Genomic DNA, 14445 nt, shown 5'->3' with positions numbered 1-14445 from the left:
TATTTCCTTTGCCTTGTCGCATCTATTCATAATTTTGAAGAGTAATAAGATTCTTCTCTTTTGTGCTCAATATTTTTAATCTGCAACTCGTCTTTTTTGCCATGGACCCTGACTACTTTAGCGGGAACTCCAACCACTGTGACATCTTCTGGAACATCTGATAAGACAACAGCTGCCGCTCCAACTTTAGCATGGGCTCCAATTTCAATAGGTCCAATAATTTGCGAATGAGCCGAAATCAGAGCTCCCTTACGAACTGTTGGATGACGCTTACCCACGTCTTTTCCTGTTCCACCAAGTGTTACTCCATGGTAGAGCATAACACCCTCTTCTATTTCAGCAGTTTCTCCTATAACTAGGCCTGAGCCGTGGTCAATAAAGACCCCAGCAGCAATCTTAGCTCCAGGATGGATCTCAATTCCAGTCCAGAATCGCCAAAATTGGCTGTGCATTCTAGCAAGTAGAAAAAAGCCATGCTGCCATAAAAAATGAGATAGACGGTGGGCTGCTAAGGCCTTGATTCCTGGATAAGTTAAGATAACTTCTAGGGATGAACGGGCAGCTGGATCCAACTCCTTAACAATAGCAATACTCTTTTTCCACCAGCTCATAAGCACTCCTTTTATTTTTTAATCTCTGTCCAATCCATTAATATTTGGTCTTCATCAAAAGGATTTATAGCTACCCCAAAGGTCTCTTCTATTTCATTTTCTCCATTTCGAGGTTGATAAATATCTGCTATCTTCCAAGTCAGAATAACCCCTTGACCACGTCTAAAGGCACCACCAAAATCTTCTTGATTGTACCATTTCGCAAAACTCTCTAAGTTAGAAAAAGCTGGGACATAGGATTTCCCTTCAGGTGTTGACATGGTTGGGAAAAAACGATCATAGTATTTTTCACTTTTTACTTGGATAAAGGCTGGTACTAGATAAATTTTATCCATGGTCTGAGCAGCCTGGTTTTCATCATTCATCAAGCTATTAAGAATACTAGTATAATTATTGATAAATTGAATCATATCACTACTTTTGAAGATAGTCGAATTACCAAAGTCACCGTCTTTTTTTAGATTAAAGACTAAGCCTGATAAGCCTGATTTAATCACTTCTTCAAGGACAGAAATAGCAGAGCGTTCTAGCCAGTAGAGGCTTTGAGCACTCTTTTGCTCCCATTTAAAAGCAGCCATATCATCCTTATCTGTAAAAACAGGCGTAACCTTAACTCCTTCAATTTCAATAGCATAGGGCTCCTTAGCTGCCCAGACTGGAAAGTGATGAAAAGCATCTACCAACGCAACACTATCTAAGAAATTATCTGGAGCATTAATAAAGGCTCTAAGACGGATATCTAATTCATTACTAGTTTGTTTAGTCATGTTTTTCTTCTTTATCTTCAGCTTTAGGCGGGCGAGGTAACAAGGCTTTCATTGAGGCATCAATACGTCCTTTGTCATCAACTTTAATAACTTTGACATCAACAACTTCACCCACTTCTAAAACATCAGATACGTTAGCTGTCCTAGACCAAGCAATTTCTGAGATGTGAACGAGGGCATCTGTTTTATCAAATAGGTTAACAAAGGCACCAAATTTTTCAATACGAACAACTTTTGCATGATAAACTTCACCGACCTTGGCCTCACGTACTAAGCTAGCAATAATTTCCTTGGTCCGGTTAATAGCTGCTTGATCACTGGAGAAGATTTGAACAGTTCCTTCTTCATCAATATCAATTTTAACACCCGTTTCAGCGATAATCTTATCAATTGTCTCGCCACCCTTACCAATAACTACCTTAATTTTATCAACATCAATCTTAATGGTATCAATTTTAGGTGCTGTTGGTGCTAATTCAGGACGAGGAGCTGCAATTTCTGCTTCAATAACATCTAAGATTTCAAAGCGGGCTTTTTTAGCTTGTGCCAAAGCTTCCTCAAGAATTTGTGGAGTGATTCCAGCAATCTTAATATCCATTTGAAGGGCTGTAATACCTTCTCGTGTTCCGGCAACCTTAAAGTCCATATCGCCAAAGTGGTCTTCTAAACCTTGAATATCTGTTAAAACGGTATAATTTTTACCATCTGAAATAAGTCCCATAGCAATACCTGCAACAGGAGCCTTGATTGGTACACCACCAGCCATTAAGGCCAGAGTTCCAGCACAAATGGAGGCTTGAGAAGAAGAACCATTTGATTCTAGAACTTCTGCAACTAAACGAATCGCATAAGGAAAGTCTTCTAGACTTGGCAGTACTTGTTCCAAGGCTCTCTCACCTAGTGCTCCGTGTCCAATTTCACGACGACCAGCAGCCCCATAACGACCAGTTTCCCCTACAGAATATTGAGGGAAATTGTAGTGGTGTAAGAAACGCTTTTTATATTCAAGACCAAGACCATCAATAATCTGAGTCTCTCCCATAGGAGCTAGAGTTAAAACAGATAAGGCCTGGGTTTGCCCACGTGTAAATAAGCCAGAGCCATGAACCTTAGGTAAGAAGTCAATTTCTGCATCAAGAGGTCTAATTTGGTCAATTTTACGGCCATCCGGACGAGTCTTGTCTTCTGTGATTAAGCGGCGAACCTCTGCATGCTCCATTCGTTCAAGTATTTCTGCCACGTCACGCATAATAGTTGGCAGGTTCTCATCTTCTGCATAGTGTTCTTCATATTCTGCTTTAACAGCTTCTTTAACTTCCTCTGTTGCAGCTTCACGTGCTTTTTTCTCTTCAACTTGAACAGCTTTTTGAAGGTCTGAATTATACTTAGCAAGAATTTCAGCTTGTAATTGCTCATCTACTCGTAATAATTCTACTTCTGTTTTTTCCTTACCAACTGCTGCTACAATTTCTTCTTGGAAAGCAATCAATTCCTGAATAGCCTGATGACCTTTTAAAAGAGCTTCAAGCATGATATCTTCTGAGAGCTCTTTAGCACCAGACTCAACCATATTGATAGCTTCTTTACTTCCAGCTACTGTTAATTCTAATAGCGAAGCATCTAGTTGCTCCTTATCAGGGTTAATGATAAACTGTCCGTCAATGTAACCGACTTGGACACCAGCAATAGGTCCATTAAAAGGAATATCAGAAATTGAGAGTGCAAGTGATGAACCAAACATAGCCGCCATAGGAGCGCTAGCATTTTCATCATAAGAAAGAACTGTGTTGATTACTTGAATTTCATTACGAAAGCCCTCTGCAAACATAGGACGGATAGGACGGTCAATAAGGCGTGCTGTCAAGGTAGCATCTGTTGAAGGACGTCCTTCACGTTTCATAAAGCCACCAGGAAATTTTCCTGCAGCATACATTTTTTCTTCATAATTAACCTGCAAGGGGAAGAAATCCCCTGTTGCCATCTTTTTAGACATGACGGCTGCTGTTAATACCGTTGATTCTCCATAACGTACGACTGTTGCTCCATTAGCTTGTTTAGCGACTTGCCCTACTTCAACTACTAAAGGTTTTCCTGCAAATGTCGTCGTAAATGTTTGTTTTGACATAAAATACTTTACCTTGAATACCCTTCCAAAACCCTTTTTACTCAAATCTTAAAAAGTTCTTTCTGGTATCCAACCCCTTTCAACATAATCATTTTTAGTTACTGTACGTAGTTTTGCTACAAAAAGCAATCTAACATAGACCTGTTACACTCCTCATTGTATCAAACGACGTATCTTAATAATTCTACCATAAAAATTTAAAAATTTCACTGAAACTCAAAGACTTCAAGCAACAATTAACAGAAGGCTCCTTATCAGTAAATACAAGGGAAAAGCCCGAAACTTTTCTTGTGGTCTATAAAGCCCAAGTGCAAACAAAAATCCCCTACTTTCTAGTAGAAGATTAGTTTTTCTAGCTAAAATATTCTTCGGACAAGGCCTCTCCTTAGTTAAATCTAGACTTGCGTCTGATTTAACACGCTAATTTCTATCCTGAACTTAACTAAAGGACAGACTAACTTGAGATATAAAATATTTCAAGAATTAAAAAATCCTCTGCCGAGGAAGTATCCACTCGGTAAACTTAAGTTTACTGAGTGGATAACTGACGAAGGCAGAGGGCTTTTTAAACTTGAAATTAACGACGTAAACCAAGAGATTGGATAAGCTCGCGGTAACGGTTTACATCTGTACGACGTAAGTATGCTAATAAGTTACGACGGTGTCCAATTTTTTTCATCAAACCACGGTAAGTTGCGTGGTCTTTTTTGTGTTCTTTAATGTGTCCGTTTAGGTGGTTGATTTCCCAAGTAAGTACTGCTACTTGAACTTCAACTGAACCTGTATCACCTTCATGACGTGCATATTGTGTGATGATTTCATTTTTTTTCTCTTTTGAGATTGCCATAATTTTTCTCCTTTATTTCCTTAATCCGAGTCTTAGGATTGGCACTCCTAAAACCAAGAAAAAGTTGGTTTGTCTTGCGACTAGTCTATTCTAGCAAAATTAATAGCCTAGGTCAACTTTTTCAGACAAATCCCCTAGCCTTGATGTTTTTTACGCTTTAGAATAACTCTTAAAAACAAGCTCAATCCTAAAAGCAAACTAATAATGCTATAAATCACATAGGCTGCAATAAGAGAATCAAACCAGTGGGCAATGAGTTGAAGAACAAAGGCAGCTGCTGCTCCACCAACATTACAACCTATCAGAACCAGAGTCGTTGCTTTTGTTAATTGATGGCTAGGAAATTTTTCTGAAATGGTATTAAAGGCAAGGGTCACTCCAATACTGTAAACAAACCCTGTAATAAGTGCTCCTAGACCTACTGAGACTAGGCTTTGCGCCTGCCAGAGAATTAACATCCCAAGCCCTAGCGCAATAACTACAGCTGCCATCAGATAGACTTTGAAAATTTCTAGTAATCTACTAAAAGTAAATCCTGCAAGTATCCCCATAAGCATCATTAAAGCTAAAATAAAGCTGGCATCTCTTGCTGAACCAATTCCTAAATGGTCCACAACAAGAGGAATTCTTAGCGTATTCGACGTATTAATAAGAATAACAAAGCCAGCATATAAGGCTAAGCCGATAATAAGTTTTAGTTGTTCTCTTGTCAAGCTTTTATTTTTTTGGTCTGCCACAAGTTCTGCTTGGTCTTTAGATGATGGGTGAGGCATATCTGGGACAAAAAGTAGATAGAGAACTAGAATAATTAGGGCAAGGAGATAAATCATGAAGGCCTGTGTCCAACCAAATACAATCAAATAGCCGGAAATAAAGGTAAACAGTGAGGCTCCTAAAACTTCTGTAGAGGCTCTGTAACCTAACATTTTTATTCTCTCTTTACCTGTAAAACGCTCACTAATGATATTGATAGCCTTGGCATTAATTAAACCAATTCCCAGTCCCAAGATAATTCTAGAGAGGAAAACTAGAGGATAGGACTGAATAAAGACAGGAAGGGCACCTCCTATTCCTATCAACAATAACCCCAAAATAATGATGGCCTTTTCGGATAAAAAAGAACTGATCATCGGATTCAACAAAAGCATAGCTAAAACAGCAAAGGACGATAAGGAAAAAAGAATATCAACCTGGCTAGCAGGATGACCTTGTGCCTGATAAAATGCAATCATCTTTGGTATTGCAGGGGAAACCGAAAATGGGGAAATCATCATCAGAGACAAACTTAGTAAACTAATTTTTTCAAAAAATGCTTTCATAAATAGGGCTTTCTCTTTATTCTTGTTTATTTTACTTATATTCAGTATAATCAATAGCAGAAGATAAAAATAGGACCAAGGTCATAAAAAGAAGATGAAGACGATTTCAGACAAGCAACTCCTAAAGGAACTCCTTTTCAAGAACAAACTTGATCATTTTTTTCCTAGTGAAGACTATGATAAATTACAGCTCATCCAATATCAAAAGGGTGAAAGTCTCTGCTTGCAAGGGCAGGAGATTAAAGTCATCGGCTATACCCTAAGTGGTTCTGTTAAGATTGTTCGCAGGCTTTTTAATGGAAAAGAACACATCCTAAAGACCCATTCTGCTCCTTGTTTAATTGGGGATATTGAATTAATGACCAATCAAAGGGCTGTGACTTCAGTTATGGCCTTGGAAAAAACATATTTTGTTCAACTTCCTCTTCTAGATAAAGAGAAATTACTCAAAAATCCACAGTTTCTCTATCAAATTGGACGTGAACTCGCCTTAAACTTTTACCATCACAACATTAATGCTAGTAATAACCTTAGTTATTCTGTCAAGGAAAGGTTGGCTAGCCATATTTTAGCCAATGAAAAAGAGGGATATTTCTCTTTGGAATTAACCCTCCTAGCAGATACTTTTGGAACCAGTTACCGACACCTTCACAGGGTTCTTTCCCAATTGATTGAAAAAAGAATCATTAAAAGAAGCGCCTTTAAAAGCTACCAAATACTCAACTATAAAAGTCTACAAGCCCTGGCGCTGGAAGAATAAGTAAAGGATGCCTCTATTAACAAGACTTGCCAAATCTTACTCTAGCCTGCTTTCTTGTTCATCAATGACCTGGACACGTCTTATAAAACAAAAAAAGAACCCGAGGATTCTTTTGATTGTTACTAGAAACTTCTCTCTCTGAAGTCCTTGTTTGGATAATAATATTATAATATAAACTTGTCTTCTAGAAAGTAACTGAGGGATAAAAAGTCCAAGTTATATTGTTACCAGCTCTATTTGTATGTAAAATAACAAACAAGTACTGCTTTTTAATACTTATTAGTAAGAAATTGATTTACTTTTTCTCAAAGCTTGTCCTTCTTCTTAACAAAAAAAGTTAGACCAGTTCTAAAAGTAAAATTAGTCAGAACTCTTTTACTATACCCGTCACTATTTTCTAACTCTCCCTTATCAAGCTACTTTTTGAAGAAAAGCTTAGTTTTGATAAGACATAAACTAAAAGCTATCATATAAGCTTTTAAAATAAGGGCTTTTATGATATAGTAATTCCATTAATAACAAAGGAGTAAAAATGTCTGCACAAGATAAGATAATTAAAGCCAGTCATATGATTGATATGACTGACATTATTCGCGAAGGTAATCCTACTCTTCGCCAAGAAGCTAAGGAAGTTGAATTTCCTTTAAGTGATCAAGATATCATCTTAGGTGAAAAAATGATGCAATTTCTTAGAAATTCTCAAGACCCTGTTATGGCAGAAAAATTAGGGCTGCGAGGAGGAGTTGGCTTAGCAGCTCCTCAATTGAATATTTCAAAACGTATTATTGCTGTTTTAGTGCCAAACTTAGAAGATACTGAAGGCAATCCACCTAAAGAAGCCTTTAGTCTACAAGAAGTTATGTACAACCCTAAAATTCTTGCCCATTCTGTCCAAGATGCTGCCTTAGCTGAAGGTGAAGGTTGTTTATCTGTTGACCGAGTGGTTGAAGGCTACGTTGTCCGACACTCTCGTGTTACAATAGAATACTTTGATAAAGACGGCCAAAAACATAAACTTAAATTAAAAGGTTATAATGCTATTGTAGTTCAACATGAAATTGACCATATCAACGGTATCATTTTCTATGATCGGATCAATGCCAAAAATCCTTTTGCTAAAACAGATAACATGTTACTTATCCCATAAGAAAAATACTCAATCTGCGGATTGAGTATTTTTTATTTTTTTTTAATTAACCAATAACTTTAAAGCGATCTTCATCAGCCATAAAGTCTTTATCGCCAGCAGCTTCTTCAATTGAACCAAAGTTTAATTGACCACGAAGTTTCCAGTTAGCTGGAATACCATAAGTTGAAGCTACAGCGTCGTCAACAACTGGATTGTAATGTTGAAGGTTAGCACCGATACCTAATTCTGAAGACAAGGCAGTCCAAGCATTTACTGAAGCAATACCAGATGCTTGCTCAGACCAAATTGGGAAATTATCAGCATAAAGTGGGAATTGTTCTTGTAATCCTTTAACAACAGCTTGATCTTCAAAGAAAAGAGCTACTCCTTTAGCATTACCAAAACCTGCTAATTTAGCTTTAGTACCAGCAATAGCTTCTTCACCTAAACCTTGGTCTTTCATTGTTTTTACTAATTCATTAGCAACAAGTTCATTCCAAAATTTACCAGCATGATCATTCATTAAAATAAGAACACGTGTTGTTTGGCTATTGAATGCTGAAGGTGACTGACGAACAGCTTCTTTAATTGTTTCAATAATTTTTTCATCTGATGCTTTGGTTTCACGTCCTAAAGCATAGATGGTACGACGGTTTTTCAATTCTTCTAAAAATGACATATTTTTCTCTCCTTTAAAGATACTTTTAAATTCTTCAACAATAGACATATTGTCTCCTTCAATTAACACTAATTAGTGCTTAATTATCACTATATAGTTATTATATTATTACTAATTAGTAAAGTCAAAGAAAAAGGCTCAGCTATTTTTAAATTTTTTTAAAAGTCTAATAAGTTCCTTTTGTTCACTCTCAGTCAAAACCGAAAAAATCTCTTCAACACGATTAATATGGGCTGGCAAAGCCTGCTCAATAACTGTTTGACCTTCTGCAGTCAAACTTACTAGAAAAGAGCGTTTATCATTTGGGCACATGTGACGTAGGACCCAGCCTTTTTTTTCCATGTTTTTGATGACAACTGTCATATTACCTGAAGTAGCTAACATGCTATTAATAAGTTCTCCAATTTTTAAGGTTCCCTTGGCATAAAGAACATCTAAAACAGCAAATTGTGTAGGGGTTAAATCATCTAGTTTATAGCTTACAGATACTTTAGAATCAATGGTTCTAAAGGCTTTTCGCATAACAACCATTGCTTTGACAGCAGTATTTTTAAATTCTCCCATCTCATCTCCTTTCTTCTTTTATTTTATAACTAGTTAGTATTAATTTCAATTACCTTGCTTGATAAAAAGTTTTCTAGACTGGTGCTAAGCTTTTAGAAGAAATCTTCAAATAGACTAAGTTGATTATCTTCTGGTAGATTGCCAAGTATTCCCATATCATCCATTTTTTCAACTAAGGTAGAAGAGGCTCCCCCACGTTTTCTTAATTCCATTTTAGAAAGAAATTCTCCATCTGCCCTTGCTTTAACAATTTGTTTAGCTACGTTTTCACCTAAACCTTCCATAGCTACAAAAGGAGGAATTAAGGTATCTTCTTTTATTTGGAATTCAATGGCATCACTCCGATAAAGGTCTAATTTGCCGAATTTATAGCCACGCTCTAACATTTCATTAACAATTTCTAAGGTTGTGTACAAGTCATTTTCTACATTGGAAGCTTCATTATTTTTCTTTTTCAGAGCAATATCTTCCATGCGAGCTTTAACAGCTTGTAGTCCACCACTCATTGTCTTTAATTCAAAGGCTTTAGCACGGATTGAAAAATATGCACAGTAATACATCAAGGGGTGGTGAACCTTAAAGTAAGCCACACGCAAGGCCATTAAAACATAGGCTGCTGCATGGGCTTTAGGGAACATGTATTTTATCTTCCCACAAGATTCGATATACCAGTCAGGGACATTATTTTCACGCATAGCCTGAATATAGCCATTACGTTCTTCTTCTGAAATTTTTAGCCACAGGCCCTTACGAACACGCTCCATAATAGTAAAGGCCATTTTAGGCTCTAGACCCGCGTGCATGAGGTAAACCATAATATCATCACGACAACCAATAACTGTTTTTAGGCTTGCAGTACCATCCTTAATTAAATCTTGGGCATTCCCTAGCCAAACATCCGTTCCGTGGGACAAGCCTGATAGCTGTAACAATTCCGCAAAGGTGGTTGGATGGGTTTCGTTAACCATACCCCGAACAAAATTGGTCCCAAATTCAGGAATTCCCAACATACCTGTTGGAGTGCCAATTTGCTCAGGAGTAACTCCTAAAACTTCCGTTCCGGAAAATAGTGCCATTACCCCAGGGTCATCAGCAGGTATTGTTTTAGGGTCAATGCCTGATAAATCCTCTAATTTACGGATCATGGTAGGATCATCATGACCCAGAATATCAAGTTTCAAGACATTTTCATCAATATCATGGAAGTTAAAGTGAGTGGTCTGCCAAGAAGCTGTAACATCTTCTGCAGGAAATTGCACTGGGGTAAAATCATAGACATCCATATAATTTGGAATAACAACAATCCCACCTGGATGCTGACCTGTAGTTCTCTTAACGCCAGCAGCTCCTGCAGCTAGCCTATCAATCTCAGCATCTCGGTATAACTTGCCATAATCACGTTCATAGCCCTTAACAAAACCATAGGCTGTCTTTTCAGCTACTGTACCTACAGTTCCTGCCCGAAAGGCATATTCCTCACCAAATATCTCACGAACATCTAAATGGGCATTAGGTTGATCATCACCTGAGAAGTTCAAGTCAATATCAGGAACCTTGTCCCCATCAAAACCTAAAAAGGTTTCAAAGGGAATATCCTGACCATCTTTTTGATAGGCAACTCCACACTCAGGACATTTCTTATCAGCTAAATCATAACCAGAGCCGACTGAACCATCTGTGATAAATTCTGAATGCTGGCATTTTGGACAGACATAATGGGGTGGCATAGGATTGACTTCTGTAATACCAATCATAGTGGCTACAAAGCTAGAACCCACAGAGCCTCGTGACCCTACAAGATAGCCACGCTCATTAGACCTATTAACCAACATCTGAGAAGCTAAATAGATCACCGCAAAACCATTCCCTAAAATAGAAGTTAACTCTTTTTCAATACGAAGATCAATAATATCTGGTAAGGGATTACCGTAAATTTCAAAAGCTTTTTGATAGGTTAATTCTGCAACCGTTTCTTCAGCCTTATCTATATAAGGTGTATATAAATCCCCCTTTACAACTTCGACATCTTCAATCCCATCAGCAAATTTTTGGGTGTTTGTTACTACAATTTCATAGGCTAAATCCTTACCAAGAAAGGCAAATTCATCTAGCATTTCATTAGTCGTTCTAAAATGAGCCTTTGGTAGAGGAGCTGGCTTAGCACCTTCACCCCTCCCAATAGTCCGGTTAATCATTGCTCCTTGTCCAAGGCTACGCACAATAATCTCCCGATAGATTTCCTCTTCAGGTTCAATATAGTGAACATTTCCCGTTGCCATAACAGGCTTATTAAGTCGTCTACCAACCTCAATTAAATCAAGAATAGCCTTTTCAACGCCTGCCTGGTCTGGAATTAATTCACGCGCAACAAGAGGCTCATATAAGGCAGGTGGCATAACTTCAATAAAGTCATAATAGCGAGCAAGATTAACAGCAGCATCAATTCCTTTGGTTAGAACTGCATCAAAGACTTCTCCATCTGAACAGGCAGTCCCCAATAATAATCCTTCACGATACTTATCTAGAATAGTTCGTGGAATACGTGGCACTCCCTCATAGTAGACCACATTGGACAGGCTAACTAATTTGAAAATATTCTTTAAACCAATTTGATTTTGAACATAAATGGTAGCATGTTTAATTCTTGCTTTTTTATAAGAATCCTCTGCCACTAATTGGGTATTTAAGTCTTTTAAATTAGTCACACCATGTTTTTCACGCGCCTCTTTCAAAAAAATAAAGAGAAGGCGACCAGTTGCTTCCGCATCATAATTGGCCATATGGTGATGGTCCAAAGAAACTTGGAAACGTTTGGTTAATGGTCCTAAACCATGGCGTTTATACTCAGGGTAAAGATTTCGTGCAAATTCCAAAGTATCAATAACAGGTTGGGTAATTCTAGCTAGCTGATAACGTTCATAATTAGCATTCATAAATCCAATATCAAAACTAGCATTATGAGCTACTAGGACACTATCCTTACAAAAGGCTTGAAACTCTTCCAAAACTTGTTTGAGAGGCTTTGCTCCTAGCAAATGATTGTCTGTAATCCCTGTTAATTCAGTGGTAAAGGCTGATAAGGGATGGCCTGGATCAATGAATTCATCAAACTGTTCAATAATATTTCCCTTATACATTTTAGAAGCAGCAATCTGGATAAGGTCATTATTTATCGCAGACAATCCTGTGGTTTCCACGTCAAATACCACATAAGTAGCCTCGTGCAAATCCATATCAATAGGCTCATAAGAGATAGGAACCTTATCTTCAACAATATTTGCCTCTAGCCCAAAAATAGCCTTAATCCCCAGTTTTCTAGCCCTGTGATAACCATGAGGAAAGCTTTGTACATTGGCATGATCTGTAATTGCAACAGCAGGATGTCCCCACTTGGCAGCCGTGTCAATTAAAGATTCTACAGTTGGCAGAGCATCCATTGTTGACATATTAGTATGGGCATGGAGTTCAACCCTCTTTTGACCTTCTGGCATAAGGTCTTTACGGTCATGATGAACAATTGCTTTAAGCTGCTGGACATTCATAGTTAAGCTTTTTGTATAAGGGTTATTTTCAATATTTCCTTGAACTCTTAGCCATGCTCCCTTAGCAACCATATCATATTTATGTAGTTCATCATCATCTTTGGCCCATTTTTGCATAGCAAAGCTAGAAGTATAGTCGGTCATTTTAAAATTAATAATGTGACGACCAGTCCGGGTTGTTTTTCGTTCCACATCAAAAACCATACCTTCAAAAACAATACGGTTTTCTTCCATTTCCACTTCAATCATTGGGGTGATTTCAGCTTTTTCAAAGCCAGCTTGCCTTTGTACAAGTCGTTCTTTATAGTCAAAACTAGGTTTTGAAGCTGGCTCTTCTGCTGGAGGCTGCATAGTTTCTAATGATTTCAAGGCTTCCAGATTGTCTTGAACTGCCTTGTCCAAAATAGCCTGACGATTATTGTCAAAATGTTCTTGCAAAGACTTGGTCATTTCATCATCTGATATCATTTCAATCTCTAATTGCCCAAAGCCAAAACGTGCAAACTGCTTGGCTAAATTGGGAAGATGATTTTTTCTAAAATGATCATTGTTAATAAAGTGGGGAGTTGAAATAAATAACTTTCCCTCTTGATAAGCTACCTTTAACTTAGCAAAAGAAGACTTGAAAGAAGCACTATTACAGGGTTCATGCTCAAACGCTTCATAATAATAGTCCTGTAATAGCTGATCAGAATAATCAATATTTCCAACCTCAATATCAAACTGCACCTTGATATCAGCTTTTTGGAAGGTTGTTTTCAGACGATAATCCAGTTCTTTATAGATAGCTATTGGTAATATCTCTTTAAATGATAGATGAAACTCCCATAAACGAGATAGGGAATGAACCTTAACCTCAATTATATCAGCAGACGAAAAAGCACTTGAAGTTCTTATTTCAAGCGGCATCTCTATTTGTTCCATCAATTTAACGAATAAATCTGACATAGTTTTCTCCTGATTTTCTTAGGGACTATTTTATCATAAATAGTCAGAGAATTCGACCTTTATCTCAAGCAAGCAGACGAAAAAGCTAGGGAAATTCCTAGCCTTTCATCTATTTATTGAGTATTTGGTTCTTCATTCAAAAATTTTACTTCTATTTCATTGTAGCATCTTGAACATCTGGTTGTCCCATCAAAGGAAGGTCTGAGACTATTTCTTCTTTTTCCTCTTGAATAGCTTCTACACTTGGTTTTTCTTCATGATCTGGTCCAGGATATGTCAAACCATTTTCTTCTAGTAAAGCTTCATAATAGGCTGCATTTGTTGTCTGTATATAAGGTTGTAACCAGAAGAAACCTAGTCCAAAAGTCACAAGTGATAAGATGGCCCAACCTATAAAGCTGAGTTGTAATAAGAAATATTCCCACTTATGGCCTTTCATAAGCTGTCTACTTTCTGTAATGGCTGTATTTAAGCTTACTTCTTGACCTCTATCAAGTTTGTCTTTTAAGACATAATTTGCTTGGGAATAGCTCAAACTTTTAATAATCCCAGGAATGATAAATAGGAAGCTCCACAAGCTAGTATAGACTAAGATTAATAGGTTAGTCCCTAAAAATTTACCAAAACGTTTCTTAGTAAAAGGATAGAAGAAGGCAACAGATAGGTCTTCTTTTTTTCCTCGGATAAAATCTAAGAAGATACAAACAATACTAACCTCTGCTAATAAGCTTATAAAAATCATCAAAAAATAGAGAACTGTCATTAAAACCATAGAAACTGCAACAGCTCCTGTTGGTTCTGCTGTATCACCATTTAAGGCTATAGGTAAAAGTAAGAGATAAAAGAGAGCTATAAATACTGTGCCAATTATAAGACTTGGTAAGACACAGTTCCCAATAGCCCAACCCCAATTCTCTTTTAAACGATTTTTAGCAATTTGTTTTAATTCTGCCCTAGTTTTCATCTGCTTCTCCTGTCCTTTTCTATAAGTATACCATAAGTATACTATTTTTTTTAACTTTTATTGATTTTTTCAGTTAATTTTTTTGATTTTTTCAGAACTAATCGCCAAATCCGAACATTGTTATTAAGTTAATCTAATTTTTTGATAATTAATATTGTTGAAGAAGAAAACACCCTCAAAAAGAGGCTAG

General features: G+C 37.1%; 11 protein-coding genes. 2 read left to right on the top strand and 9 right to left on the bottom strand.

Annotation, left to right across the window (positions count from 1 at the left end; translation table 11 throughout):
- Positions 1 to 26 precede the first annotated feature (26 nt).
- The 5 genes from epsC to A3GU_RS0106830 form a co-directional block, all read right to left on the bottom strand.
- The gene (gene epsC, locus A3GU_RS0106855) at positions 27 to 611 is read right to left on the bottom strand and encodes a serine O-acetyltransferase EpsC (protein WP_018366803.1); all 585 of its coding nucleotides are present in this window, start codon (positions 609 to 611) and stop codon (positions 27 to 29) included.
- A gap of 11 nt (positions 612 to 622) precedes the next feature.
- Positions 623 to 1378, bottom strand: a complete 756-nt coding sequence (locus A3GU_RS0106850; protein ID WP_018366802.1) for an SseB family protein — start codon at positions 1376 to 1378, stop codon at positions 623 to 625.
- The gene (gene pnp / locus A3GU_RS0106845; protein ID WP_018366801.1) at positions 1371 to 3503 is read right to left on the bottom strand and encodes a polyribonucleotide nucleotidyltransferase; all 2133 of its coding nucleotides are present in this window, start codon (positions 3501 to 3503) and stop codon (positions 1371 to 1373) included. Before pnp ends, A3GU_RS0106850 begins: the two co-directional genes overlap by 8 nt.
- Before the next feature lie 577 nt (positions 3504 to 4080).
- Positions 4081 to 4350, bottom strand: a complete 270-nt coding sequence (gene rpsO / locus A3GU_RS0106835) for a 30S ribosomal protein S15 (RefSeq protein ID WP_018366799.1) — start codon at positions 4348 to 4350, stop codon at positions 4081 to 4083.
- A gap of 134 nt (positions 4351 to 4484) precedes the next feature.
- A complete protein-coding gene (locus A3GU_RS0106830) occupies positions 4485 to 5669 on the bottom strand; it encodes an MFS transporter (RefSeq protein WP_018366798.1) in 1185 nt (394 codons plus the stop codon).
- A gap of 94 nt (positions 5670 to 5763) precedes the next feature.
- Between A3GU_RS0106830 and A3GU_RS0106825 the strand changes: the two genes are divergently transcribed.
- Together A3GU_RS0106825 and def are read left to right on the top strand one after the other, a co-directional pair.
- The gene (locus A3GU_RS0106825) at positions 5764 to 6429 is read left to right on the top strand and encodes a cyclic nucleotide-binding domain-containing protein (protein ID WP_018366797.1); all 666 of its coding nucleotides are present in this window, start codon (positions 5764 to 5766) and stop codon (positions 6427 to 6429) included.
- A 532-nt stretch (positions 6430 to 6961) separates the two neighbouring features.
- Positions 6962 to 7576, top strand: a complete 615-nt coding sequence (gene def / locus A3GU_RS0106820) for a peptide deformylase (RefSeq protein ID WP_018366796.1) — start codon at positions 6962 to 6964, stop codon at positions 7574 to 7576.
- A 46-nt stretch (positions 7577 to 7622) separates the two neighbouring features.
- On the opposite strand, the gene A3GU_RS0106815 is transcribed toward def, so the two are convergent.
- From A3GU_RS0106815 to A3GU_RS0106800, 4 genes are all read right to left on the bottom strand, one after another.
- On the bottom strand, positions 7623 to 8237 hold the full coding sequence (locus tag A3GU_RS0106815; protein WP_026216475.1) for a nitroreductase family protein: 615 nt from the start codon (positions 8235 to 8237) through the stop codon (positions 7623 to 7625).
- Positions 8238 to 8375: 138 nt separating this feature from the next.
- Positions 8376 to 8801 carry a MarR family winged helix-turn-helix transcriptional regulator gene (locus tag A3GU_RS0106810; protein ID WP_018366794.1) on the bottom strand — a complete coding sequence of 142 codons (426 nt, stop codon included), beginning with the start codon at positions 8799 to 8801 and terminating at the stop codon, positions 8376 to 8378.
- Between the two features lie 92 nt (positions 8802 to 8893).
- Positions 8894 to 13291: a PolC-type DNA polymerase III gene (locus A3GU_RS0106805; RefSeq protein ID WP_018366793.1), complete on the bottom strand. Its 4398-nt coding sequence runs from the start codon at positions 13289 to 13291 to the stop codon at positions 8894 to 8896.
- A 151-nt stretch (positions 13292 to 13442) separates the two neighbouring features.
- Complete coding sequence (locus tag A3GU_RS0106800) at positions 13443 to 14255, bottom strand: DUF975 family protein (protein ID WP_018366792.1); 813 nt, start codon at positions 14253 to 14255, stop codon at positions 13443 to 13445.
- Positions 14256 to 14445: the final 190 nt, after the last annotated feature.

It is taken from the genome of Streptococcus didelphis DSM 15616 (assembly GCF_000380005.1).
Taxonomy (GTDB): domain Bacteria; phylum Bacillota; class Bacilli; order Lactobacillales; family Streptococcaceae; genus Streptococcus; species Streptococcus didelphis.
Note: the sequence above shows the minus strand (reverse complement) of the source record. Positions and strands in the feature narration are given on the sequence as shown.

Coding starts and splice junctions, on each gene's coding strand:
- epsC (WP_018366803.1), bottom strand. CDS start 611: ATGAGCTGGTGGAAAAAGAGTATTGCTATTGTTAAGGAGTTGGATCCA.
- A3GU_RS0106850 (WP_018366802.1), bottom strand. CDS start 1,378: ATGACTAAACAAACTAGTAATGAATTAGATATCCGTCTTAGAGCCTTT.
- pnp (WP_018366801.1), bottom strand. CDS start 3,503: ATGTCAAAACAAACATTTACGACGACATTTGCAGGAAAACCTTTAGTA.
- rpsO (WP_018366799.1), bottom strand. CDS start 4,350: ATGGCAATCTCAAAAGAGAAAAAAAATGAAATCATCACACAATATGCA.
- A3GU_RS0106830 (WP_018366798.1), bottom strand. CDS start 5,669: ATGAAAGCATTTTTTGAAAAAATTAGTTTACTAAGTTTGTCTCTGATG.
- A3GU_RS0106825 (WP_018366797.1), top strand. CDS start 5,764: ATGAAGACGATTTCAGACAAGCAACTCCTAAAGGAACTCCTTTTCAAG.
- def (WP_018366796.1), top strand. CDS start 6,962: ATGTCTGCACAAGATAAGATAATTAAAGCCAGTCATATGATTGATATG.
- A3GU_RS0106815 (WP_026216475.1), bottom strand. CDS start 8,237: ATGTCATTTTTAGAAGAATTGAAAAACCGTCGTACCATCTATGCTTTA.
- A3GU_RS0106810 (WP_018366794.1), bottom strand. CDS start 8,801: ATGGGAGAATTTAAAAATACTGCTGTCAAAGCAATGGTTGTTATGCGA.
- A3GU_RS0106805 (WP_018366793.1), bottom strand. CDS start 13,291: ATGTCAGATTTATTCGTTAAATTGATGGAACAAATAGAGATGCCGCTT.
- A3GU_RS0106800 (WP_018366792.1), bottom strand. CDS start 14,255: ATGAAAACTAGGGCAGAATTAAAACAAATTGCTAAAAATCGTTTAAAA.